Below are 24,975 nucleotides of genomic sequence, written 5' to 3'. Positions count from 1 at the left end.
CCCCGCCGGGTGCCGGCGGGGCTAGTAGCCGTACGATGACGCGATGCCGGTGGCGCTGCGCTCGTCGGGTTGATATGGGTCTCACTCGCGCCGGCGGTCGTCCAGCATCCGCGGAATGTCCTCGGCACGGAGTGCCGACGCCTTGACCATGTCGAGGCCGCGGATCGTTGAGGCCAGCGCAGTCTTCTCGATCCGCGCCTGCGCTTGCGCCTCTGTCTCGCCATCGCGGATGTACGCGTCGGCGCTGAGATCGGCGTTGCTGAGCATCCAGCCGTCCGGCTCGTGCGTCAGGGTCCAGCCGCCGCCGATCGCGATCATCCGCCCCCCGAAGCCGATCCGGCTGGGGCGGCCCAAGCGCTCGCGGGACTCGTGCAGCTTCGCAACGCGCTCGATCTCTGCCGCGGCGGCCGCGGCGACCTCGCTGCTGATCCGCCTTCCGGCTGACTTCTTCGACGGCTTCGCGGCTGGCGCCCTGGCCGGCGCCCTGGCCGGCTTCTTCGGTCCTTCCCGCTCAAGCGAAGCCCTGAGAGCCTCTGTGGCCGCCGCTTTTGTCGGCGCGCTTGGGATTGTGGTCTCCGGCGGCTCAGAGGGGCTCTGTGCGGGCTTGGCCTTTCGGGGCCCATTCGGCCGCTCTGGCGCCGCGGCGCGGGAGGCTGCTGCGCGGGCGATCAGGTCGGCGCGCTGCTCGGTCGGCAGCTCGCCGAGGAGCCAGAGCATCGCCCTCGCGGCCGGAGGAGCGCTGCGCGCGTGCGGCGTGCTCCCAGGGGACCGGTCGGCAGAGCACCAGCGCCAGACGGTGTTGCGGCTCACGACCTCGCCGCCAGCGAAGGCACTCAAGAAGTCAGCGAGGTCCTGCTGCTCTAGCCCGAGCCGCTCCAGCGCGTCGGGCACGTTGATCTTGATCGCGCTCATGATCAGGCCCTCGCGAGTATGTCGATGATGTTCCGGCCGTGCCGCTCGATGAGGCTGTCGTAGAGCCAAGCCTGCGATGTGACTGCGGCAAGCTCGCCGCGCAGCGCGCGGATTGAGTCGGCGTTCCGCATCCGTGCGTGCGCCGACGCCGAGATCTGCTCCAGCCGCCAGGCGATAGCCGCGCGCTCACGGTCGATGCCAGCGAGGATGCGCGCCGCGGCCCGTCGCGCGATGCCGGCCGCGAGGGCCTCAATATGATCGTCCTCGTCGCGAGTCTCTGGGCGGTCGGCGCGCCCGCGGAACGCCTCGGCGGACCAGTAGGGCAACTGCTGCCCGGCGCCGACGAGATCGAGCTCGACCATGCCGCCGACGTCGGACGCCAATAGGAACGTCCGGCGGCTCAGGTTCACGCGCTCAAGTGCGGCGACGACATGCGGCGCAATGGCGTCCGGATACTGCGCGGCGATCTCAATGCTCAGCGTGTCCATGCCCACCTCCTCGCCTATCCTCAGTCCTCCGGCGGATCAGGGCGGCATGGCGCCGCTTTCTGATCATTATTAAGTCTACAAATGGGAGACCGTTGCCGTCGAGCACTTCCTGTCTACCAATGGGAGGCAATTTATCGCCTGCGCGCCGAAAAGTTTCCCGATGGGAGACTAAACGCGGGGCGCTACGGTCGTCGCTGCTGGTTTGCGGTCGTTGTGCGGCTGGTTCGCGGTCGTTGTGCGGCTGAAGCGCTGCGCTTCTGATGGAATTTCACAAAATCCAAGCTATTCTTCCATGGGCAGCCCGATGATTAGTAGCATCTAATCTGATATTTGCGTGTATTTAAGAAAAACCCCTATGTTGGCACGATTAGGGGTTTCATGAGTGGCGACTGCAGGAGCGCGGAGTCCGTTATCAACGAAAGCGGCCGCCCGGAGTGGTCCGGGCGGCCGTTGCGGTGCGATTTGCCGTGAAATCAGCGGGTGCGGCTGGTCGGGTCTGTGCCGAAGCTGCGGGCGGCTCGCTGGAGTGCGTTGTGATGCGCGTCGTTGTCGCGCTGCTCTTTCGTGCCAGCGGAACGGATCGTGGCGATCGCCCGCGCCATCTCATCGGCCTTCGCCCGCTCGCGGTCCCTGGCGCGGAGCTCGCTCACCGCGTGCCCGAGCTCAAGTTCGCGTTGCGTCGCCTCTTCGAGCGCCCGCCTAGCGGTGGCAAGCTGCCGCTCCGCGTGCTCGGCGCGAGCGATGGCCTCGCGGAGCTGCTCGCGCAGACGCTTCGCGATGTCGATCAGCTTGCGCGCCCTCCGGCTGGCCGCCGCGCGAATGCGTTCGATCATGTCGAGGGCGCAGCGCAGCGCGTGCGCGGTGCGCTCACCGGCTCGATTGAGCCCGGCCTGGGTCACACGCGGTCGCCGCTCGCCGGGGGACCTGGCGAGGATAACCGGCTCCAGGCCGGCTCGCGCGCGGTGCTCGTTCTTGACTTTCTCCCACCACGCGCGGAGGCTTCTGGTCGGGCCCTTGCCCTTGAACTCAGAGACGTTCAAGTGCGGCCGCAGCGTCTCGGAGTTTCGGTCTATCCAGGCGACATGCGCGTGCCAGTTCTTCGACTTCGGCCGCCTGCCCGGCGAGGCCGCAGGCTTGGCCTCGTTCGCGTGGATCGCAACGAGGTACGGGCAGACGCCGCCGGTCACCCGGTCAACCCATGCCTGCACCATGGCGACGTTCTGGGCCTGGCTCAGGTCGTGATCGAGGCCCAGGTGGGCCTCCTCCATTGCGCGGGCGTTGATCCGTAGCCGCCCGGCGAAGTCGAGCCACGCCCGCGTCGCCTCCCTCGCGTCTCCGGCCTTCGCCGGCGGGAGGCCACCGCCAGTCCAGACGGCCACAACCTCCTCGCTGCCGCGTGCGTCGTATCGCAGCGCATCGTACACCTTCTTGTCCCAGCCGTCCGTCGACTTGCTGACGTGGCGGTGCCTGAAGTGCTTGCTTGCCATGGTGCGCTCCTCCCATCTCCGTGGGTGGGCCTGCTTGGATGTGGTGGAATCCGGTGCTACACGCCACTTACCGGCGATCCCATTTGTCGATCCGTGCAACCGGAGGGCCAAGATGAATCACGTCGCCCAACTCGCCGCTGATTGCCGCGATGCCGCGCTCACGTCGCCGCTGATGCGCATGTGACGCAATCTGCCGGCTCAAGGACGAGGAACCGATGGCATTGGACGACGAGATGGTTGCGCCGCGCTGGGGCAGGTATGTGATGGATGCCCGCGCGGTACTCATGGCTGTCGCGGACCCGTCGCGCTGCATGATCCGCACGGTCGCTCGGGCGATCCACATCGACGCCGACGAGGCCGGCTTGGCGATCGGGGAGGCGATGCGCGCGGCGTCGCGCGAGGTGCCTTAGGTTTACGAGGGCCTACGACCGCTCATCTGATCCGACTTCTCAAACGGGGGCCCGACGCAATGGGCGGCCTTCGTCTGGAGTGATCTGTATATTGGTTCACCGATTCCGCTTATAGCGGCCCCAGCTCAGTTCGACGCACATAACACAGCGGTCCGACTTTGACCGCGTGATTGCGCATGTCTTCAATCTATGCATTGACGGCTTAAATCTAACTGTGGATGTGCTATACGATCAATAGCGAGGAGATAATCTGGCCCAGAATACCCATGGAAACCTCCGACCGTATCGGAGCATAATGCTCAGGCCGATGATGTAGCGCAAATGACGCCTGAACCGCTTATCGCCCTCGTACTGCCCTGATCGCAAGAAGGGCAGCAGGCAATTTTTCGATCAACTTGCGATGTGCAGCAATAATCCGGTCGGCGTTCTCTGGCGTCATATCCTCAAGTGTCTCATCAGCCAACTCGCGCTGCCGCTCGGTGAGCGGTAGAGAAGCCATCGCCTCCTTCACCGCCGCCTTCCGCTCATCGTCAAGCATGATCGCCTCTATCGTGCGCCGACCATGGCATTATAGTTTGACGATGCAGCATGTCCAGCAGCCTTGGCAATCACGTTCCATGGGTGGAACGGGAACCTGGCTGATGTCAATCTTTGTTCCCATAACCGACGAACGCGCCCTCCAGCTTGGTGCCCATGCCGGCGCATGCGGCTCAGGCGCGCGAGCGAAGTCCCACCCACGTCCGCCAAAGCGGTTCAGCGACGGCGAACGGCAGGCGCTCGACCAGCCGCCCGGCGACGTGGCGCCAGAGCGGGGCGGCATTTGGCCAAGCATCGGCTACACGCGTCAGGCCGTCCGCCAGCTCGGCGACGGCCTCCGCCAGCGATGGCCGCTTCGCCAACGCTCCCAACGCCTCGAGCAGGCGCTGTGCCGCCTCGACGGCGGGAGGCGCAACCTGCGCCTCGTCGTCCATCGGCAGGATGGGACCGCGATGACGAAGCGCTAGCGCCTCCGCGGCCACCATGAGGCAGTCTCGGAACCGGTGGGCGGGCTCGTTCCCGATCCGGGCTGCAATCCCGGCGGCGATCTGCAGCACGAAGCTGCCGGCGCGATCGGGCTCGGTCGCGAGCGCCGTGACGTCGAGCCTGGCAATGGCCTCGGCGAGGTTGGGACATGCCGCGATGCGGTCGAGACCAGTGAAATGGACGGAGAGCCAGCCGTCCGCCTCTTGCGGCCGCGCGAGCACAGCGGCGCGTGCCATTTCCCCCACCTCGCCGACCCGCGGCCATCCGGCACCGGTACCGGCAACGGCCTCGAGCAGAGCGTCCGGCCGCTGGCCGAGGAACGAACCGAACGGCACCTCCAGGCCGCGCGTGTCGCGCAGCAGCGAGGGGAGCAGGCCGCATCGGTCCCCCTCCGTCCAGCCCAACGCGGTCTCCAGGTGCGCGCGCCGTTCCGGCGCGAGCAGCAGGGCATCTTCCGCTCCGAGCGCCGACGCCAAGCCATTGGCGAGCAGCGCGGCGCCGTCCAGCATAACTTCGGGGTTGAGGATCGAGTCGTCGAAGCCGGCCTCTATGGTCATCACCCGCTCCAACCGTCGCGAGCTCGGCGTCGATTTGAGGAACTCGGCGATCGCTTTCCGCGTCGCTCCGGCAGCCAGAAGGGCATCGGTCACCTGATGCGCGTGGGTCCAGATCAGTGCCAGACGGTAGGCTCCATTCAGCTGCCGCCAGCTGGGCTCGTCGGCGGGCCGCCCCGCCGTCCAGCGCAGGAGGGCAACGAAGGAGTCCCCAGCCTCCGCCCAATCGGCGAGCAGGCGGTCGAGTTCGGCGACCAAGCTGGCATGGCTGAAACGGCGCATCAGCGCGAGGACATGCAACCGTCCAAGCGGGGCGGACGACTCCTCCGCGAGCACACCGAGGGCGCGGTTCCGCTCGTCCGGCGCAAGGCTGGCGAACCCCGCCACGACGGCGTCGGGCGGCGGAATTGGCAATCCGGCGAGGCGCCGAACTGCCTCGACCGGGCCGAGTTCTTCAACGAGGGTCCGCGCCGCTTGCGCTAGAGCGTCCGCCGGCGATCCAGCGGTGGGGTCGAGGCGCAGGTGGCCCAGCAGGTCGGTCGCATCCGGAGGCGCGAGCTTGAGTTGGTCATGCTCCTCAAGGGCCATTCGGCGTTGGGCGCGTTGGCAGATGACGCTGCGGTCTCGGTGCTCCATGAGAAGCCGCATCCGCGTGGCCGCCGAGGGTTCGGCCGCGACTGCGGCGATCAGGGCGGCGCGTTCGGCGGTGGGGCGGTCGAACCACTCCGGATGCTTCTCCAGGAAGCGTCGGCGCAGGGGCTCGCTACCCGTCAGAGCGCCGAAGGCTGGATCCGCGGCGATGGTGCAGCGTAACCCACCGGTCACGGCGATGGAGCCGGCTGAGCCCATGTTACGGGACGACACAAGTCGGACCTGGGTTTTGCCGTCGGCCGACGTCAAAGCCGCGGTGTTGCCGCAGCAGACACGCGCTACCGCGCCCCAGAACGCCTCGACGTCGAAATCGATGCCGTTGAGCGTAAGTAGCGTCCGGATGCGCAGGTCGATGGCATTGGCGAAAACGCTGTTGGCGTGGAGCCGCAACCGGATCGCGTCGGGGAGGATGGCTACGAAGCGAACCAGGAAGTCCTTCCAGAGTCGGAGCTCATCCTCTCCGGGCGGGGCGGATTCGGACTCCGGGGCCGTCTCCAGCAGGCCGGCGAGCGATTGCGCGAGCGAATCTGCCGCCGCTTCGACGAGATCGGGGTCGGTATCGAGCACTGGAGCCAACACGCGGCTCTCCAGCCACGCCATGAGCGCGCGGCAACGGCGCTGTACAGCGCCGTCGCGCACCGCGAATAAGCTGATGGCCTGGGCAACCGGCGAGGCGAGGAGCTGAACGGCCAGGCTGCGCACTTCTTCTTCGCCGCCGGCAAGCGGCATGCGCGCGAACCTCTGAGCCCTAAGGGCTGACCAAGCCCAGTCGGACCACGCCTCGCAGGTCGTGATGTCGAGGTCCAGACGCTTCCAGATCGCCAGGAGCACCTCGTCGAACAACCGCAAGGCGCGCAGCACCAGCGGCAGTTCCCCGTGCGGTCCGCGGACGGCCGTCGGGGCTGGCAACGACCAGAACGGCTCGAGCTCAAGCGTGTCGGCGAAAGACTGCCGCAGCGTGCGCAGGGCGGGCGTCTCGATGACGGCGCCGGCGTCGATGCGGGCGGCGGCCAGGTGGTGCAGCGCCTCGTCGGTGGTCACCGGCAGGAAATGCGCCCGTGCCCGACGGAGCCGTAGGAGGAACGCGAAGTGGCGCGGCGCGTCGATGATGCTGGCTGCGCGGAGCGCGGAAAGGATGTCGCCGACGCCGACGATGAGATGTCCCTGCGCCTCCGCATACCGGCTGAGGAAACGGTCATCGATCCACAGCGTGGCGGCTTCGCCGGCTGGGATGTGCAGCAGTTCGCGCAGGCACAATTCGACCGCGGACCGACTGCCGGCCGTATCCTCGTCCTCGTCGGCGAGGCGACGGCGCGCCGGCAACAGCCGCCATTGTCCGGCCGTCACGCGCGCGGCAACCCGCTCCCGCAAGTCACGCAGCCGATCGGCCAACCGTCGGCGCTCCTCAAGGGTCGCGAGCGCGGCGGCCGCATCATCGAGGTAGCGGAAATCGACCCGGACGTCGAAGCTGGTCAGCGTCTCCTCCAGAGCGCCGGAGACCGCGAGCGATTCCAAGGCGTCGCCTTCGAAATCGAGCTGATCACCGAGCGTCAGGCGTTGCCCAGCGGCGTTGGGCTCCAGCCTGGCGACGACTTCGGCGTACCGTTCGGGATCGAGCCGCCCGCTCGCCAGAAGGGCGTCGGCGACCGCCCGGAGCGGTACGATGCCGGCGTGGTTCGGCTCGATCAGCGGTTCCTCCTGGGCGTCGAAGCCGTGCACCACCCGCCACGCCCGGCGTGCGCCCACCGCTGCCGGCCCATCGGTCGCGGTCGACCGCGCGCGGCTGGCCGCCACCGCCCGCCGGATGGCGTCCTGGGCGGCAGCGCGATCAGGTTGGTGGGCGAGCGCCTCGACCTCGAGATGCGCGATGGCCTGCGGCAGAGCGGATGGCAGGTAGAGCGGGGCTCCCGTGTCGTCCAGCACGTCGAGCAGTCCGATGCCGTGGGCCAGCAGCAGCGCCGTGGTGTCGATGTGCAGCGGGGCGGCAAATGGGAAGCCGAGTGTTGTCGGCACGGCGAGACGGCCGCCGTATTGGATAAGCAGCGGGGGGCGGCGGGGCTGAGCGATCGCCTCGTCGGTACCGGTTCGGCAGAACAGATCGGCGAAGCCGGGCCCCATGGCAGGAGCGATAATGTGCGCTGGGATCTCGCCGCGGGCGTGCCGACCGGCCGCATCCTCGGCCCGCCGGCGGGCTTCGGCAAGCCACTTGGGAAGCTCCAGCGCGTCGAGCGCCCACACCGGGCCAGCCGGGTCGGCGGCGGCTAGGCGAGCCAGCTCGGCGGACAGTCGGCGGATGATGCGCTCGTCGGCAAGGCGCAGGCTCTGGCCCAATGCGGCGGGGATAGCGGCGTCGGGCAGGCCCTGCTCGACGGCGTGCTCCAGGAGGCGGCGCGAAGTCGCCGGCGCGACCGACGCCAAGCGGCCGGCCCACTGCACGGCGTACTCCCCCGACAGGGCCGACAGGACGGCGGGGGTGCGTATCGTCAGCTCCGCCAGCGTGAGATTGCCTACCTGTAGGGCGAACTCGGCCTGTCGGATAAGATCGCCGGGCTCGCCGCTGATCAGAGCCAGCTCCTGGGCGTCGCGCAGCGCGCCGGCGATGTCGCCGGACAGCCAGAGGGCGGCGGCGCGCAGACGGTGCAGGTCGTTCGGAAGGATGGCAACGCCGCTGGCGTCCTGGTACGCCTCGATGAGCTCGATTGCATGGTCCGGCGCTCCGGTGTTGCCGGCGATGAAGGCGGCGAGGCGGATGGCTTCCGGCGTGGCAATGTGCTTAGCGAGCGTGTTGATGTGGGCGCGCAGCTCTGCCCAACGGTTGGCTTCCGCTAGGGCCCGGCTGGCCGGCAGAAGGAGTGGCCGATGCTCCGCGTCGTCGGCCAGCCGCGCGAGGAGGTCTGCCACCGGTCGCCAATCGCCAGCGTTTAGGGCCTCATCCAAGGCCTGCGCGAGTCCTGCTTGCGGCGCCTCGGATCGGTCTTTCGGGGCGACCGCGAGCCGGTCCCGCCAGAAGCGGAGCAGAGCCGCGTCCTCGCGCTGTGTGAATCGCCCGGCGTGGCGGTCGAGGAGGTTGCGGGCGTCGTCCGTACGACCTTGGTCGAGTTCGATCCACACGGCCGCGATCAGATGCGCCGCCTCGCCGTCTCCGGCGGCGAGAAGACGGTCTAGCGCCTCCAGTGTTGCCGGGCGGTCGAAGGGATAGTCGCGCGTCAGCGACCAGGCGATGGCGCCCCAATGCGTCGGCTCGCGGTTCAGTAGCTCGGCCGCGTAGTCCGCCGCCGCGGCCGGACGGTGCCGGCGCGCAGCAAGGGTGGCCAGCCGCCAAGTCTCCGCGACCCGCCGTTCCTCTTCGTCGAGCGGCGCTTCCAGCCAGCCGACGAACGCCTGGTCGGCTTCGGTGAGCAAGCGCCGGGCGGTCTCGTCCTCAAGGATGAGCCCCGGATCGATGGGGTTGGGCGCGCGCAGCGCGGACGGCGGCACCGCCCTCGACACGGCTAGGGCGTAACGGACCCGCCCGCCTGTCTCGCGGACGGCGGCCCAGGAGGGCTCGAGCCGCTCGGCATCGCGGACCGCCGCAAGGGCGCCGTCGCGGTCGTTCCGCTCCAGCGCGAGCAGCGCACGAAGACGGCTGGCCTCGGCATGCGGAGCGGCGGTCGCCGACCAGCCCTCGAGAACGGTGCCGGCCTCGTCGAGGCGTCCGGCTACGATGAGCAGCCCCACCTGGAGGTGGACGCCGTCCGGGCTGACTGGGTTTCCGAGGACGGCGAGCGCCTTCTCAGGGCCTTCGCGACGCAGCCCGATGAGCGCCCGCAGGCGAGGCTCGTCAGGAGGTGGACAAAGCCGGTCCGCCTCGTCCGCCAGGGCTTCGGCTGCGACGAGATCGTCCAGCCGAAGGCGGCAGGACGCGCTGAGGCGCAGCACGCGGGCTTGGACGTCGGCTCCCAGAACCGCCCAGGTCTGCGGGTCCGTGCGGATCGTTGTCAGATCGTCTTCGGCGCTTCGCCCGTCGCCTCGGCGGATGCGATCAATGGCGCGTTCGATGCGGGGCGGAACAGTGCCGGCGAGAAGCCGTTGCAGTTCGACCGTCTGCGAGGCGAGGAGGGCGTTGACCAATCCGCCGCCGGTCATGCCGGCCATTTCCAGGGTCTCGCTGCCGCAGATGCGTGTTGCGTGGTACGCGCCGATGTACTGAACGACAATTGGCCGGTGTGGGCGTAGTAGTTCCTGCAGACGCCCCGGGTGCCAAACCTCGTAGTCGACGCCCAGCTTTTTGAAGCGTTTGAACTCGGCGCGGATGGCGTTCTGCATCTGCGTGGTGTCGGTGCGCGCCGCAGATGCGAGGACGAAGCGCCGAACGCCTTGCGGCTTCCACAGATCGTCCCAGTGCTCCAGGAACTCGTCGGAAAATTTCTTGATCTGCCAGTTGGCGTGTTTTCGGTAGCACTTGCAGGATATGACCTCGACGCCATCGCCGGCGGCACGGTCGGCGATGATGTCGATGCCGTACTGCTTCTGCCCAGGTGTCCCGTAGAAGTCGGCGTTACGCAGGTGCGCTTCTTTGTCGAACAGCGCTCGGGACATCTCTTCGAACTGCCGGTCGTCCATCTCAAAGAAGTTCGGCGGCGCGTAAGGGTTCGGGGAGGGCTGGACGGGATGGTCGGGCATACGTGCAACTTACTTCAACCCGGCGTGGTCGGGAAGGGTGGCGAGAGGATCGGGGACTGCAACCATGCGAACGAGGCGTTTCGCCGCATTCCCCAGGACGCATATGGTACACGTGGAACGTCGAGAACGACCGCTGGGTGGCCTCTTCGCCAACGCCACTGCGTGGGCACTGCGGCCGCACTTGGACGCTTGCCGTCGTCCTTTCCGGAAGGGCTACGTGCTCGGCGTTGCGAGCACGGCCCAATTCAATTCCTGGGACAAGCCACGTGTGGTGGCGGGCACGGCCGAGACGATCGCGAACAGCTTGTCCGAGGGTGAATGGCTCCGCCTCTCGGCCGGCGAAGGCACCAAAGGGCCGCGCCTGTTCGAATGGGCCTACCTGGAGTTGGCCGACCTCGATCCCGAGGAGCTCGGAGCGCCGCCCGGCTTGGGTATCTGGACGCGGGGCCTGCTGATCCGGCGCCGGCCCGCCGACGGAGAACTGGCCTTCTTCACGACATGGTGCCCCGTCGGCACCTCCCTGGACACTCTGGTCCGGGTCGAAGGGCGGCGCTGGGCGATCGAGGATGCCTTCGAGACGGCGAAGAATGAACTTAGGTTGGACCATAACGAGACCCGGAGTTGGCACGGCTGGCATCGCCACGTCTCGTTGGTCATGCTCGCCTTTGCCTTGCTCGCCGTGATCCGTCACAAGGCGGAGACGGTAACCGCCCCCCAAAAAACGATGCGCAAAGAAACCCCGCCATGGTCCGATGGTCGATACAGGAGATCAGGCGGGTCGCCAACCGTCTGGCCCTGCGCCACATCGAACCTACCTTCGTGATCGCATGGTCCGTATGGAGGCGATGCCACCAAGCCGTCGCTAAGGACGCTCACATCAGGCAAAGGGCGCAACTGTAATGCTAGCTGGCGGGTTGACGAGACCTACGTGAAGGTGGGCGGCAAGTGGGCCTACCTGTACCAAGCTGTCGACAAGCATGGCAACACCATCGACTTCTATCTCTCTCCCACGCGCAATACCGCCGCCGCCAAGCGCTTCCTGTCCAAGGCGTTGAACGGCTTGAGGAAGTGGGAGACGCCGACGGTCATCAATACCGACAAGGCGCCAACTTATGGGCCGGCCTTGGCGGAGCTGAGGCCGAGGGCAAATGTCCCGAGGCGACCGAGCACCGGTATGTCAAGTATCTGAACGATGTGGTCGAGGCCGAGCACGGCAAGCTGAAGCAACTGATCCGGCCGGTGCGAGGTTTCAAGACCCTGAAGACGGCCTACGCGACGATCAAGGGATTTGAGGTGATGCGGGCGCTCCGCAAAGGCCAAGCGTCCAGCTTCAACATCACCCGCGACATGCAGGGCGAGGCGCGCTTCGTCGAACGCGCCTTCAACGTCGGACCTAGCGCGCTCGCCGGGGCCGTCCAGTTCATCAGCCAGCAGCTCGAAATACAGGACGCATAGCATCGGCGGTGATGCTCAGGACCATCATTTCGCGCCTGCCGGCTAACTTTGCATCAGAGCCTGCGGGAGAACTCAGAAACGGCGACCATCTCAGTCCCCCAGGACTCGACATGATCGCACCCATAGCTTTTCGGATAGCCGCTTGGCATACCCTTCTCCATATTAACATGCTGCCGGTGAAATATCGCATGAACAGGAATTACAGCGGTGGTGTCATTGCTCAACTTCTACCGACCAGACAGGACATCCGAGTTAATCATTATCAGAACTCTGCATACAATAATATGATGATTCGAATTGAATCGGCTTGAGCCGGCTTTTTGTCTTATGAATTTATAGATGTGTTTCTAATATTTTGATACTCTGATGGCATTGAGCAAGAGGTACACCGACTGGAAGAAGATAATTAGTTTTGTTGAGAGATGTCAGATAATGCGGTATGCTGGGATCATCGAGGTGCGTACCTGTCACTGTGCTGTGAATATGGCATTTTCTGTAGTTTTCTAAATAACGACCGCGAGCTATCATTTTTTGAAATTCGCATTCAGTCGATGAAATAAAATCTTTTTTTCATTGAATTTTCACAAGTCATTATCGGAAGAAAAGATTTTAATAAAATTATTTTACAGAACATTATCGATAAGTTGGCCCTAAGAAATTGACTGGATTGTCAGAGTGGTTAGCGGCGGGCAGGAAGAGCTTGCCTATAACCCTGGTCAAGAAACGGTTGTACCGTATTCATCGTGGGGGCGAAAAATGGCAGTCGCCGTCAGCTATCCTGGAGTCTATATCCAAGAGGTTCCGAGCGGTGTTCGGACCATCACGGGGGTATCCACGTCGATTACTGCCTTCGTCGGCCGGGCCGCTGCGGGGCCAGCGAACGAGCCGCAGATGCTCACCGGGTTCGCCGACTACGAGCGCCGGTTCGGCGGCCTCGCCCTCGACTGTCCGATGAGTTACGCGGTGCGCGATTTCTACCTCAATGGCGGCGCCATGGCTCTCGTCGTCCGCGTCGTGCATGACGACGCGCGGGCGGCTGCGATTACCTTGCCCAGCGGCAGTCCAGGGGAAGATCTGGTGCTCACGGCGTCTAGCGCCGGGGACTGGGGGAATCGGCTGAGCGCCGCCGTCGACTACGACACCGACCGCACGCTCCCGCGAGCCTCCCCGCCGGCCGTGGACGAGACACGCTTCAACCTCACCGTCCGCTACCAGCCGCGGGCGGGCCGCGACGAATTCAAGATCGAGTTCTTCCGCACGGTGTCGACGGACCCAGCCGATTCACGCTTCCTGCCGCGGGTATTAGAACGCGAATCGGCCTACGTCCGCGTCTCCGGCGAGATGCCCGCCTTCCGGCCGTTGTCGAACGTCGTGGTTTCGGGAACGACTCAGACCGTCGACTGGGTTGACGTCGTTGCCGAGGTTGACGGAGGGTTCGACGGCAGCGATCTCGATCCGGCCGACGTGATCGGTGAGCAGGGGCCGAAGACGGGGATCTATGCTCTCAACCGTGCCGACCTCTTCAATATCCTTTGCATCCCACCGCTCGCGCGCGACACGGCATCGTTTCCGTCCACCTATGCGGCAGTGGCGACGGATGTGTATCAGGCGGCCCTGGCGCTATGCGTTGAGCGGCGCGCGGTCCTGATCGTCGACCCCGATGCCGCCTGGGCCGCCTCGATCAACGGGGCCGTCGAAAACGCTATCGACGGGCGCAACGATCTCAACCTCACCGGCCCCGCCGCGCGCAACGCCGCACTCTATTTCCCGTGCGTCAGGATGGTTGACCCTCTGCGGAACAGCCGCGTCGACACCTTTGTGCCGTCCGGCATGATCGCCGGGATCATCGCGCGGACTGATGTCACTCGCGGCGTCTGGAAGGCGCCGGCCGGCCTCGACGCCGCGCTCGGCGGCGTGCAGGACCTTCAGGTCAACCTCAATGACCTCGAGAATGGGCAGCTCAACCCGCTCGGCATCAACTGCTTGCGCTCGTTCGGCGTCAATGGCCGCGTGGTTTGGGGAGCACGCACCTTGCGTGGAGCAGACGCGAGCGCCGACGAATACAAGTACCTTCCAGTCCGCCGCCTCGCCCTTTTCCTTGAGGAGAGCCTCTATCGCGGTACGCAGTGGGTCGTCTTCGAGCCCAACGACGAGCCGCTCTGGGCACAGGTGCGGCTCAATGTCGGCGCCTTCATGCAGGGGCTCTTCCGGCAGGGTGCTTTCCAGGGCGCAACGCCGAGGGATGCCTACTTCGTCCGTTGTGACCGACAGACGACAACGCAGAACGATATCAATCTCGGCATCCTCAACATCGTCGTCGGCTTCGCGCCGCTCAAGCCCGCCGAGTTCGTCGTGATCCAGGTCCAGCAGATGGCTGGACAGATTGCCACCTGATCAGCGAGGCATTCCGATGGCCCAGTTCAGTGTCAATGCGACGCGGTTCGACCCATACAAGAACTTCAAGTTCCGCGTGAAATGGGACGGCCGCTATGTCGCCGGCGTCTCCAAAGTAGGGGCGCTGAAGCGCACCACCGAGATGGTGGAGCATCGCGAGGGCGGCGATCCGTCGACCAGCCGGAAGTCGCCCGGCCGCACGAAGTACGAGGCGATCAGCCTTGAGCGTGGCGTGACGCACGACATCGAGTTCGAAGTGTGGGCGAACAAGGTCTGGAACTACGGATCCGGTCGCGGCACCGAGGTCTCGCTCAAGGACTTCCGCAAGGACATCCTGATCGAGGTCTACAACGAGGCCGGCCAGCTCGCGCTCGCCTATAAGGTCTATCGCTGCTGGGTGTCGGAGTTCCAGGCGCTGCCCGACCTCGACGCGAACGCGAACGCCATCGCGATCCAGTCGATCAAGCTCGAGAACGAAGGTTGGGAGCGTGACTACGACGTCGCCGAACCGTCCGAGCCGTCCTACAACGAGCCTCCGGTCTGAGCGGGGGCTTGCGAACGATGCGACCGCTCTCTGCCGCTACGATATTGTCGATCTGGGAACGGGGCGCCACCCGCCGCCCGGTCGACCGTGCGGCACTCCTCACCGCTTGGGCGCGACCAGACATTCCGCCGGCGGCGGTTGGCGACCTTTCCCTCGGAACCGTCACCCGCGCGCTTCTCGACCTGCGCATTGCGACATTTGGGCCCCGCCTCTCGGTCGTTGTCGATTGCGAATCGTGTGGCGAAGGGCTGGAGCTGACGCTCGACGCGCCCGCGCTCGTCGATCCTGCGCCGCAGCCGGCGGGCGAGATCAGGATTGGGGACTGGCGCGTGCGGCCACCGAGCCTGGCCGACCTTGCGGCAATCGACGGCGAGACGGACACCGAGCGAGCCGTCCGAGGGCTCCTCGCGCGCTGCCTCGTTGCGGGCAACGGTGGTGCGGTCGATGCAGCGACGCTTCACGAGATCGAGGCGGCGCTCGATGCACGGGAGCCCGATGCGGACCTCTCGATGCGGGTCGCCTGTGTCGCGTGTGGCCATGAAAACGTCGCCGACCTCGATCTAGGCGCGCTGCTGTGGGAGGAGATTGCCGTTTCGGCCCGCCAACTCCTCGGAGATGTGCACAGGCTCGCCTGCGCCTATGGCTGGAGCGAGGCGGAAATCCTCGACCTCAGTCCTGCCCGGCGCGCAGCCTATCTTGCAATGGTGACGGAATGACGGGCCTTCTCCACCGACTCGCCGCCCGCGCAGCCGGGACCGCGCCGACGGTGCGCTCCCAGGCGACGCTGCCTTATAGGGCCGACGCGCTCGCGCCGCCTTCACCGTGGCGGGCTGTGGATTGGCCGGCGGCGGAGCCGACGCGGCCGGAGCGTCCGATCGGGGACGACACGCCGGCCGACGCACCCGATATCCCGTGGGACGACATACCCCGTCGGAGCACCAGGCGGTCTGGGGTGGAGACCGTCGACACCGCGCCGTCACCCCTCAACCTGCCGTCTCCGGCAGGACAGCCGGGCGAGCGGCCGCAGGACGCAGCGCCGCAACGCGATAGGCGCGGTGAGCGCCCGTCTTCGTCTGCGACAACGGCCGCACGCTCCGACCATCCGGCTCGCGGTGCGGAGCGCGACGTTCCCGGCGATAGTCGATCGGTGTGGCCACCCGAAGACAGGCCGGATATGCCGCGCCAAGGGGTGATGCGGCCGGAGCAAGCCGATCCGCCGCCGTTGCTTCCGCCCGGGCCGGCGACGAGTGCGCCACGGGATCGAAGGGCAGCGGCGTTCGCGACAGACGGCCACGCGGCGGCGCTTTCAGCTGGCCCGCGGGCACCAGGGCTGACCGCCACGCCGGGTATCGCGAATGAGGTGCACGTCCACATCGGCCGCATTGAGGTCACCGCTCTGCGCGAGGCGCGGCCCGCCCGCAGCCCGAATGGAACCGCGCCGCCGAAACCGCGCTCGCTCGACGCCTACCTCGCCGCGAGGGACCGGACATGAGCGGCCGGCGGCGCGGAACAGATGCCGACGGTAGGGGAGGGGGGCCGTGACGACCGCCCTCGCCATCGCGGGCGTCACGGCGGTCCTGCGCGACCTCCTGAACGACGGCCTCGTCAACCACAACATTGCCGGCACGCTCGGCAGCGGCGTCACGGTGAGCGTTGCCGCGCCGGACCGCGTCGTCCAGCCGAGCGGTCAGGAAGCCTCGCAAGTCAACCTGTTTCTCTACCACGTCACGCCTAATTCGGGCTGGCGCAACGCGATGCTGCCTTCGCGCGACGGCTCCGGGCGCCAGCGCCTGTCGAACCCGCCGCTCGCGCTCGACCTCCACTACCTCCTCTCCGTCTACAGCGGCGGCGACCTCCATGCCGAGATCCTGCTCGGCTACGCGATGCAGCTCCTGCACGAGCGCTCGGTGCTGACGCGGGAGATGATTCGCACGGCGCTCAATCCCTCGCCCGATGTCGGCGCGGCGCTGCCCCCCGCGCTGCGCGCGCTCGGCGACTCGGGACTTGAGGACCAGGTCGAGCTCGTCAAGATCACGGCGCAGAACCTCAACACCGAGGAGATCTCGAAGCTCTGGACAGCGATGCAGAGCCACTTCCGGCCGACCGCCGTCTACACCGCGTCGGTGGTGCTGATTGAAGCGACACGCCCCTCGCACGCGCCGCTTCCGGTGCTAAGCCGCGGACCTGTCGATCCGGCGACGGGGCGCGATCGCGGCATCACCGTCGTACCCCACCTCGTGCCGCCGCCGCCGCTCCTGACGGCCGCGGTGCCACCCAACCGGCAGCCGGTCGCCGCGATCAGCGACACGGTCCGGCTCGAAGGCCTTAATCTCGACGGAACGGGCCGGGAGGTCGTCCTCAACAGCGACCGCCTCGAGGTCGAGGCGGTGATCTCGGCGCTGCCGCCCGTCTCGCCGCCCGAGCCGGCGGACAGGGTCGTGGAGTTTTCCCTCGCGGGCCAAGCCGCAGCGCTCCCGGCCGGTCTCTACCGTGTCGCGGTCCGCCTCGTCCGCCCCGGCGAGATCACTCCGCGCGAGACGAACCGCGTGGCCCTCATGATCGCGCCGCGCATGACGAACCTGCCGCTCGTCGTTCCGCGCGCAGCTGACGGGTCGGCATCGTTCACCGTCGAGTTCACGCCGGCGCTCCGGGCAGGGCAGCGGGCCACCCTCATCCTCGACAGCGCTGAGCATGAGCCGCATGGCGGGCCGGCGTCGCCTGCATCGCCCGTCACGGAGTGCACCTTCATCGTTACCGACGCGCCGACGGGCACGCATCTTGCTCGCCTCAGGATCGACGATGTCGAGAGTTCGATTGTCGACCGCTCCGCCGAGCCCCCGACCTTCCTTAATCAGACGGTGAGGTTCACATGAACGCTCCGCACCATCTCAACGGATGGAGCGAGGCGAACCAGCGGCTGCTCGTCGCCGAGTTCGCCCGAATTAAGAAACTGCTCGGCGAGACGGACACGGTCGGGAACGACCGGCCGGACGCCTACCGCGCCGCGATGCCGTCGCCTGCGGCGATCGACGTCCTCGCCTCCCTGTTCGGTCTCAGCGGCTTCGAGCGGGACATCCTCCTTCTGGCCGCCGGGGTCGAGATGGATGCCGCGATCGCCGTCCTGTGCCGTGCGGCCGGCGGCCACCCGGCCCGGCCGTGGCCCACCTTCGCTATTGCCCTCGCCGTGCTGCCGGAGCCGCATTGGAGCGCGCTCACTCCGCACGGGCCGCTACGGCGCTGGCGGCTTGTCGACGTGGACGAGGCAGAGGGGCTCACCGCGTCGCGGATCAGAATCGAGGAGCGCGTCCTTCACTTCATCGCGGGGCTGAACGATCTCGATCATCGCCTCGCCCCGCTCATCGAGCGCGTTGGGCCGGCTGGGGGGATGTGCGAGGCGCACCGTGCCGTCGTCGACCGCGCGGTCGCATGCATCCTCGAAGACCGCGACCGACTTCGGCCCCTCATTCTCTCCGGCGACGACGAGCACGGGCAGGAGGACGTCGCCGCCGATATCGCCGCGCGGCTCAGCCTCAATCTTCACCGCCTCCTTGCCGCCAACATCCCGACCGGAGCCTGGGAGCAGGCGGCGCTCGCGACGCTCTGGTCGCGCGACGGGGCGCTCCTTGCCTCCGGTCTCATCATCACCCGCGCCGGGGCCGCCGCGGGCGAGACGGTCGCCCGCTTTGCCGGGCGGGTCGATGGCCTCGTCGTCATCGCGGGGCGGGACGCGCTTCCCTGCAGCGGCATACGCTTCACTATCAACCTGCCGGACGTACCGGAGCGGCGGCGTCTCTGGCGGTCGGCACTCGGCCCGTGTGCGACCGGCGAGGGCGCGGCCGTCGATGCGCTCGCGACCCACCTTCGCCTCGGCGCACGCCGTATCGCCGAGCTCGCCGAGACGGCACGCACTGCCGGGGGCCTAGACCCCGCCGCCGTCGAGCGCGAGACGGATGCCGAGCGGGCGCCGATGCCCGGTGTCGCCCAGCGCGTCGAGAGCTGCGGCACCTGGAGTGATATCGTCCTTCCGGCCGCACAGACACGGATGCTCGCCGAGATCGCCTCGCACGCGCGGCACCGCATGAGGGTCCATCACGACTGGGGGTTCGCGGGCAAGAGCGCCCGCGGCCTTGGCATCGCCGCCCTCTTCTGGGGCGATAGCGGTACGGGCAAGACGCTTGCCGCCGAGGTCCTCGCCGGCGCGCTCGGCCTTCCGCTCTATCGCATCGACCTTTCCGCGGTCGTCAGCAAATACATCGGAGAGACTGAAAAGAACCTAGCGATGCTCTTCGACGCGGCGGCGGAGAGCGGGGCGATCCTTCTCTTCGACGAGGCAGACGCACTGTTCGGCAAGCGGAGCGACGTCAAGGACAGCCACGACCGCTACGCCAACATCGAGGTGAGCTTTCTCCTCCAGCGCATGGAGGCCCATCCAGGGCTCGCGATCCTCACCACCAACAACAAGGCCGCGCTGGACGTCGCCTTCCAGCGCCGATTGCGCTTCGTTATCCACTTCCCTTTCCCAGGCGAGGCGCAGCGCGAGGGAATCTGGCGGGCTGTGTTCCCGGCGGACGCACCGCTTCACGGCATCGACTACCGAAAGCTCGCCCGCCTCAGCGTCGCGGGCGGAACGATCCGCAACATCGCCCTCTCGGCGGCCTTCCTCGCCGCTGAAGCAGGGACACCGATCGGGATGGCGGAGCTCCTCTCCGCTGCGCGCATAGAGGCCAGCAAGCGCGATGCGCCCCTTTCGGACGCCGAGACGAGGGGGTGGGTATGAGAGACAGGGGCACGACTCGCATCATCATCCACATTGATCACCTCGTCCTCCGCGGCGTCGATCGCGCGGAGGCCGCAGTCGTCGCCGCTGCCCTTGAGGCCGAACTCGCTGTGCGGATCGGGCGCGACCCGGGCCTTTCGGCGCTCACGGGGGCCAACGGTGAGGCCGTTGTAGGGGCAGGTCTGGTGAAGGTTCACCATACGGCGAGTGCGACGGCGTTCGGCCGTGCCGTCGGAGCGAACATCGCTTGCCTGGGAGCAAAGCTATGAACTCGCCTACGGCCGCCTACTCCCGCGATGGCGCCTCGATACAGGGGGGCACAGTCGATGTTTGCTAGGCAGACCGGTCCGCAGGAGCGGCATTGGAAGGCGATACCCATCAGCGGGATTATACGGCGCAAGTGCGCCTGCGGTGGAGGGGCGCCGCTGTCCAGTGAGTGCGAGGAGTGCGGCAGCGGCTTGAGCCACGTCATGCAACGGAAACTGGCCGTTGGTACCGCCGACCATCCCCTCGAGCGCGAGGCGGAGGCCACTGCAGATCAGGTCATGATGGCTCTAGGACACCAGGCGTTGGGCGTTCTCCCTCCTCGCATCCAGCGCTTCGTCGGACCGGGCATTGGGGAGCCCGAAGGCTGGGCACCTAAGAGTGTCGACCGGGCACTCGCCGCTCCGGGCAGGCCGCTGGATCCGGTCCTTCGGCGGGACATGGAGCCCCGCTTCGGTTATGATTTCTCGCGAGTGCGCATACACGACAACGCAGCCGCGCATCGCTCCGCTCAGGAAGTGAACGCAGACGCCTATACCGTCGGCTCGGACATCGTGTTCGGCGCCGGCCGTTACAGTCCGGCAAGTCTTCAGGGCCGACGTCTGCTTGCGCACGAACTCACCCACGTTATACAGCAGACGGGCGGTAGCGGAGCCGTCACCGGACCCGCTCCGGGCATGCTGCTCCAGCGTGCGCCAAACCCGCTCAATATGGCGACGATCGACGAATTGCGAAAGCGTGCGGTCACCGATCCCGCTGCGGCCGAAGAGCTATGGAGACGTTTCAGCGCGATGACGAACACGCAGCTGGAGCGATATGCCCGAAATGACCCGATGGCGCAATCAATCTACGCTCAACGGACGGTTCCGCCGAGGGCCGCTGTGGGGCAGGGCCGCTTTTCGAGGCCAGAAGTTGAAGGGCCACTGACCCAAGCGCTGGCAAAGGCGCGAGCCGAGGGGCCACAGCGTGTTACGGCGACATCGGTCACTCCTGACATGGAGACCGAAGGGGGCACGATGGGAGTCGCGCGCACCGACGTCCCTGGGCTCGACGACGTCATCATCGTTGGGAAATCGCCTCGGGCCGGCGGGCAGGTCAACTCGAACTCCGAATTCGCTCCGCCGACAGACCCCAAGATCCTCCCACACACTCATGGCCATGCCGAACAGGCCATCGCCGACCGGCTCGACCTGTTCCTGAGATCGGTCGCGCGCGAGAAGTTGATCGGCCGTCGCGTCTGGATCCTGATCGAGCAGGAGCCATGTTCGACGTGCGCCCAGGGCGTCGTGGACCCCAAGGTCTCCCCGGGGGTCCTAAAGAAGCTGGCGAACAAGTACCCGGAACTGGCGTTCGAGATTAAAAACCTCAACACGTCGGGTCGCATTGTTATCGAAGGACGTCCCGTTCCCTCGGTCAATCGGCAGAATGTGCCGCCGGCCACCTTTCGGGCCAGACCCGCTGCACCGCCCGAGGCCGCTGCGCCGCCACTTCCTATTCCGTCGGCTGACACCCCCGAAATTCCAACGCCGAAGCTTGGCACACCGAAGGGAGTCGGACCGAGAACTGCCGCGTCGGAGGTCCACGCTCCGCGCACTCCCGAGGCGGCGGAACTTCCTCGGGTGCCGACACCCTTGGTGCCCGAGCGCGTCGCTCCGACGGCTGCGGTCCCGGAAATCCCGACACCGCGCACTGGATCGGGCGTCCGTGCGCCGAGCATAAGACCCCGACTGGGCTCGCTAGCAGCCGGGGTGGCGCTAGAAGTCTTAAACATTGGACTGCTCCTGGTCGACCTGATCATTCAGCTCGTCATTGTTCCTTACCTTGAGAGGATCCAGCGCAAGCTCGAGGAGAGTTACCGCAAGCAGCTCAGCAAACAGATCCAGAGATACTATGAGACGAACCTGCAGCCGGATGTGGACCGGGCGATGTACTGTGCTCTCCCGCCGATCCGCGCGATCGAGCAGTCCGGCAAGCAGCCACACGTGACCGTCAGCCTGAAGGTGAAGTTCGGCGACACTTCGAACCGGTTCTTCGACAACGAGCCACCGGAATCGATCTTCGATCTGTTCTTCCATAGCATGTCCATCGAGGCGGCGACGATCGACGACAAGGAGACGCCGAAATCCTCGACGCCGCTGAAGCGCTCGGAAGAAAAGGGCTGGACCCTTCTCTCCGGCCGCTACACGCTCTTCGAGCAGACCATCACGTTCAGCTTCGCCGCGCCAAAGTCGGAGGAGATCGCCGCGCAGTTCGGGGGTCAGACGCCGCCGTCGTGCTCGTGCTTCATCGCGACCGCTTGCTGGGGCACGCCGTTCGCGCCTGAGGTGGTGTTCTTGCGTCACTACCGCGACCGTAAATTGCGGCGAACCCTTGCCGGGCGATGGTTGATCGCGGCTTACTATGCCGTGTCGCCGCCGATCGCGCGCTGGATCGAGCGCCGGCCAGGCGCCCGCAGGATCGTGCGCGAGAGGGCGCTCGCTCCGCTCGTCGGCTTGATGCGCCGTCGTCGCTGGGTCGAGGACGACTTTCCCTCCGACTACCCATCGCTCGACGATCTCCGCCCCCGTGTGCCGGCGGTTGGTCGTTCGCCCTCAGTCCGCGAGCGCGTGGAGCGGCTCCGGCGGTACCGCCGAATGCTCGCCCGCTCGCGTCCGGCACCAGCCCAACGCCGTGAGCCAGCCGCATGACCACCTTCCCCAACTCCCCCCAACTCATTAAGGGCGGTCTCGTCCTCATCGACCCTGAGACCGCGCGCGTCCTCGCCATCATCTCGCTCCAGTACAACGCCGACACGCTGACGCGCCGCTTTCAGACGCAGGAGACCGGCGGAGAGGGAAACGCCAGCCGCGTCGAGCCGACGCGCTTCAGGGGACCCGCGATCGAGACGATCTCGTTCGAAGCCGAGATCGACGCCACCGACCAGCTCGAGTTTCCCGCGCAGAACCCCGATGCCGGCGCGTTCGGCATTGCTCCGCAGCTCGCCGCGCTCGAGACGCTCGTCAACCCCGCCGCCGCGGAGCTCGCGAGGATCGACGCCGTGGCCAGCTCCGGCACGCTGGAGATCGCGCCGATGCTCGCGCCCCTCGTCGTCTTTGTCTGGGGCAAGAGCCGCATCGTGCCGGTGAAGGTCGGCGAGTTCTCGATCACCGAGGAGGCGTTCGATCCGGCGCTGAATCCGATCCGCGCCAGGGTGACGCTCGGCCTTCGCGTCCTCTCGGTCGACGACCTCGGCTTCTCCACGAAGGGCGGAGGCCTCTTCATGACGTACCTGCAGGGCAGGGAGACCCTCGCCGGAAAGGTGGGGCCGGTGAGCCTCTCGACGCTCGGCATCGGAGGGATCGGCTGATGGATCCGATCGAGGCATTCCTGCAGTCGAGCGCGCTGACGCCACCCGCCTTCGCGCCGACGAGCCGCTATTACGGCCTGCCGACCGTGCGGTCGACGCTGCCGGACGGCCGCACGGTCGTGTTCGTCACCCGGCGCTTCCTGCCGCCGGTCGCGAATTTCTCCGTGATCGAGACCGTCACCGCCGTAGCGGAAGAGCGGCTCGACAACCTTGCCGCGCGCCACCTCGGCGAGGCGGAGCAGTGGTGGCGGATCGCGGACGCGAACGGCGCGATGCTGCCGGAAGCAGTCGTCGCCGAGCCCGGCGCAACGGTCTACATCACGCTGCCGGAGGGCGTTCCGGGGGCCGCCGATGCTCGCTAAGGGGATTCAGCTCACCCTGCTCGTCGGGCCGATAGTCCCGGTTCCGGTTCCGCGCGTCGTGATCGACGCGCTCGAATCGGTGGAGGTGCGGACCGATTCGGGCCGGGCGAGCGGCTTCCAGCTCACCTTCCAGGTCACGGCGCGGTCGGAGCTCAACACGATTTTCCTGATCGCGGCGGGGACCAACATGTCGATGGCGACACCGCCGCTGCGGGTTCTCCTGATCGTGACGATGAACGGCACCCCGGCGCCGCTCTTCGATGGGGTGATGACGAACGTCGAGATCCAGGCCGGCGGTCGGGGACGGCCGGGCACGCTCACCGTCACCGGCGAGGACGTGACGAAGGTCATGGACATGCAGGACTTCAGCGGCCTGCCGTTCCCGGCAATGCCGATCGAGGCGCGGGTGGCGCTCCTCTGCGGCAAGTACGCCCAGTACGGGGTCATCCCGCTCGTCATCCCCGCGCTCTTCCCGGACGTGCCGATCCCGATCGACCGGATCCCGGCGCAGCAGGGCACCGACCTTCAGTACATCAAGGACCTCGCCGAGCTCGTCGGCTACGTCTTCTACATCGAGCCGGGGTCGGTGCCAGGCACGAACGTCGCCTATTTCGGGCCGGAGATCAAAGTCGGGGCGCCGCAGCCCGCGCTCAACGTTGATATGGACGTGCTCACCAACGTCGAGGATCTGAGCTTCACCTTCGATCCGACGAAGGGCGTCCTGCCGGTCGTCTTTATACAGAACCCGCTGACGCGCTTGCCGATCCCCATTCCGGTTCCGAAAGTCAATCCCTTGCAGCCGCCGCTCGGCGCGCTGCCGACGCCGATCGCCAACCTCACGATCCTCAAGGACACCGCCAAGCTCGGGCCGATGCAGGCTCTGTCGCGGGGGGTGGCGGAGGCGGCGAAATCGCAGGACGCCGTCACCGGGAGCGGCAATCTCGACGTCCTCCGCTACGGGCGGATGCTGAAGGCGCGCGGCCTCGTCGGGGTGCGCGGCGCCGGCGTCGCCTACGACGGCCTCTACTACGTCGACAGCGTCACGAGCACATTGAAGCGCGGCGAATTCAAGCAGCGCTTCGGCCTCACACGCAACGGACTTGTCTCGATCACGCCAAGGGTGCCGGCATGAAGCCGAAATACTTTGGGAAATACCGCGGAATGGTGCTGAACAACATCGACCCGATGCAGCAGGGGCGGCTCCAGGTGCAGGTGCCGGACGTCGCCGGCTTCGCGCCCGCCACCTGGGCGCTGCCGTGCGTGCCGCTCGCGGGCCTTCAGAACGGGATGTTCGCGCTGCCGATGATCAACTCCGGCGTCTGGGTCGAGTTCGAGCAGGGTGATCCCGACTATCCGATCTGGGTCGGCTGCTTCTGGGGGAGCGCGGCCGAAGTTCCCGCGCTCGCCCGTGCGACGCCGCCCGCCGTGCAGGCGATCACGATGCAGACGGCGCTTCAGAACGGCCTCACGATCAGCGACCTGCCGGGCCCGACCGGCGGGATCATGCTGAAGAGCTCAACCGGGGCGACGTTGATCGTCAACGACACCGGCATCTACATCCAGAACGGCAAAGGGGCGTCCATCGTGATGACCGGGCCCACCGTAAACGTCAACGCCGGCGCGTTGACGATCGTGTAGCGGGGACG

The 24,975-nt window shown here is 66.8% G+C and carries 16 protein-coding genes and 2 pseudogenes; 13 read left to right on the top strand and 5 right to left on the bottom strand.

Annotation, left to right across the window (positions count from 1 at the left end; all coding sequences use genetic code 11):
• Positions 1-81: 81 nt before the first annotated feature.
• The 3 genes from J2850_RS27515 to J2850_RS27505 all read right to left on the bottom strand — a co-directional run bounded on the left by J2850_RS27515 (position 82) and on the right by J2850_RS27505 (position 2,887).
• A complete protein-coding gene (locus J2850_RS27515) occupies positions 82-912 on the bottom strand; it encodes a hypothetical protein (RefSeq protein WP_209989422.1) in 831 nt (276 codons plus the stop codon).
• A 2-nt stretch (positions 913-914) separates the two neighbouring features.
• Positions 915-1,400 (bottom strand): hypothetical protein, encoded by a 486-nt coding sequence (locus J2850_RS27510; protein ID WP_209989419.1) that lies wholly within the window; start codon positions 1,398-1,400, stop codon positions 915-917.
• Between the two features lie 473 nt (positions 1,401-1,873).
• Complete coding sequence (locus J2850_RS27505) at positions 1,874-2,887, bottom strand: hypothetical protein (RefSeq protein WP_209989416.1); 1,014 nt, start codon at positions 2,885-2,887, stop codon at positions 1,874-1,876.
• 215 nt (positions 2,888-3,102) lie between these two features.
• Between J2850_RS27505 and J2850_RS27500 the strand changes: the two genes are divergently transcribed.
• Complete coding sequence (locus J2850_RS27500; protein WP_209989412.1) at positions 3,103-3,297, top strand: hypothetical protein; 195 nt, start codon at positions 3,103-3,105, stop codon at positions 3,295-3,297.
• Positions 3,298-3,634: 337 nt separating this feature from the next.
• On the opposite strand, the gene J2850_RS27495 is transcribed toward J2850_RS27500, so the two are convergent.
• Entirely contained in the window at positions 3,635-3,835 is a 201-nt protein-coding gene (locus tag J2850_RS27495; RefSeq protein ID WP_209989407.1) for a hypothetical protein, read from the bottom strand.
• Positions 3,836-4,007: 172 nt separating this feature from the next.
• Positions 4,008-10,187: a hypothetical protein gene (locus tag J2850_RS27490; RefSeq protein WP_209989404.1), complete on the bottom strand. Its 6,180-nt coding sequence runs from the start codon at positions 10,185-10,187 to the stop codon at positions 4,008-4,010.
• Between the two features lie 208 nt (positions 10,188-10,395).
• Here J2850_RS27490 and J2850_RS27485 point away from each other — a divergent pair.
• The 12 genes and pseudogenes from J2850_RS27485 to J2850_RS27430 form a co-directional block, all read left to right on the top strand.
• A pseudogene (locus J2850_RS27485) lies at positions 10,396-11,010 on the top strand (IS701 family transposase); the annotation flags it as partial.
• Positions 11,011-11,076: 66 nt separating this feature from the next.
• Positions 11,077-11,642, top strand: a pseudogene (locus J2850_RS27480) (IS6 family transposase); the annotation flags it as partial.
• Positions 11,643-12,533: 891 nt separating this feature from the next.
• Positions 12,534-14,036: a phage tail sheath family protein gene (locus J2850_RS27475; protein ID WP_209989401.1), complete on the top strand. Its 1,503-nt coding sequence runs from the start codon at positions 12,534-12,536 to the stop codon at positions 14,034-14,036.
• 16 nt (positions 14,037-14,052) lie between these two features.
• Entirely contained in the window at positions 14,053-14,580 is a 528-nt protein-coding gene (locus tag J2850_RS27470) for a phage tail protein (protein WP_209989397.1), read from the top strand.
• Between the two features lie 17 nt (positions 14,581-14,597).
• Positions 14,598-15,296 carry a hypothetical protein gene (locus J2850_RS27465; protein ID WP_209989394.1) on the top strand — a complete coding sequence of 233 codons (699 nt, stop codon included), beginning with the start codon at positions 14,598-14,600 and terminating at the stop codon, positions 15,294-15,296.
• An 822-nt stretch (positions 15,297-16,118) separates the two neighbouring features.
• The gene (locus J2850_RS27460; protein ID WP_209989391.1) at positions 16,119-17,453 is read left to right on the top strand and encodes a Pvc16 family protein; all 1,335 of its coding nucleotides are present in this window, start codon (positions 16,119-16,121) and stop codon (positions 17,451-17,453) included.
• Positions 17,450-19,357, top strand: coding sequence for an ATP-binding protein (locus J2850_RS27455; protein WP_209989389.1), 1,908 nt, complete (start codon positions 17,450-17,452; stop codon positions 19,355-19,357). The genes J2850_RS27460 and J2850_RS27455 overlap by 4 nt, the downstream gene beginning before the upstream one ends.
• Before the next feature lie 296 nt (positions 19,358-19,653).
• The gene (locus J2850_RS27450) at positions 19,654-22,308 is read left to right on the top strand and encodes an eCIS core domain-containing protein (RefSeq protein ID WP_343206901.1); all 2,655 of its coding nucleotides are present in this window, start codon (positions 19,654-19,656) and stop codon (positions 22,306-22,308) included.
• Entirely contained in the window at positions 22,305-22,967 is a 663-nt protein-coding gene (locus tag J2850_RS27445; RefSeq protein WP_209989382.1) for a hypothetical protein, read from the top strand. The genes J2850_RS27450 and J2850_RS27445 overlap by 4 nt, the downstream gene beginning before the upstream one ends.
• Positions 22,967-23,329: a hypothetical protein gene (locus J2850_RS27440; protein WP_209989379.1), complete on the top strand. Its 363-nt coding sequence runs from the start codon at positions 22,967-22,969 to the stop codon at positions 23,327-23,329. Before J2850_RS27445 ends, J2850_RS27440 begins: the two co-directional genes overlap by 1 nt.
• A complete protein-coding gene (locus J2850_RS27435) occupies positions 23,319-24,461 on the top strand; it encodes a hypothetical protein (RefSeq protein WP_209989375.1) in 1,143 nt (380 codons plus the stop codon). The genes J2850_RS27440 and J2850_RS27435 overlap by 11 nt, the downstream gene beginning before the upstream one ends.
• A complete protein-coding gene (locus J2850_RS27430) occupies positions 24,458-24,967 on the top strand; it encodes a phage baseplate assembly protein V (protein ID WP_209989372.1) in 510 nt (169 codons plus the stop codon). Before J2850_RS27435 ends, J2850_RS27430 begins: the two co-directional genes overlap by 4 nt.
• Positions 24,968-24,975: the final 8 nt, after the last annotated feature.

The organism is Azospirillum picis, from assembly GCF_017876115.1.
Lineage (GTDB): Bacteria > Pseudomonadota > Alphaproteobacteria > Azospirillales > Azospirillaceae > Azospirillum > Azospirillum picis.
Note: the sequence above shows the minus strand (reverse complement) of the source record. Positions and strands in the feature narration are given on the sequence as shown.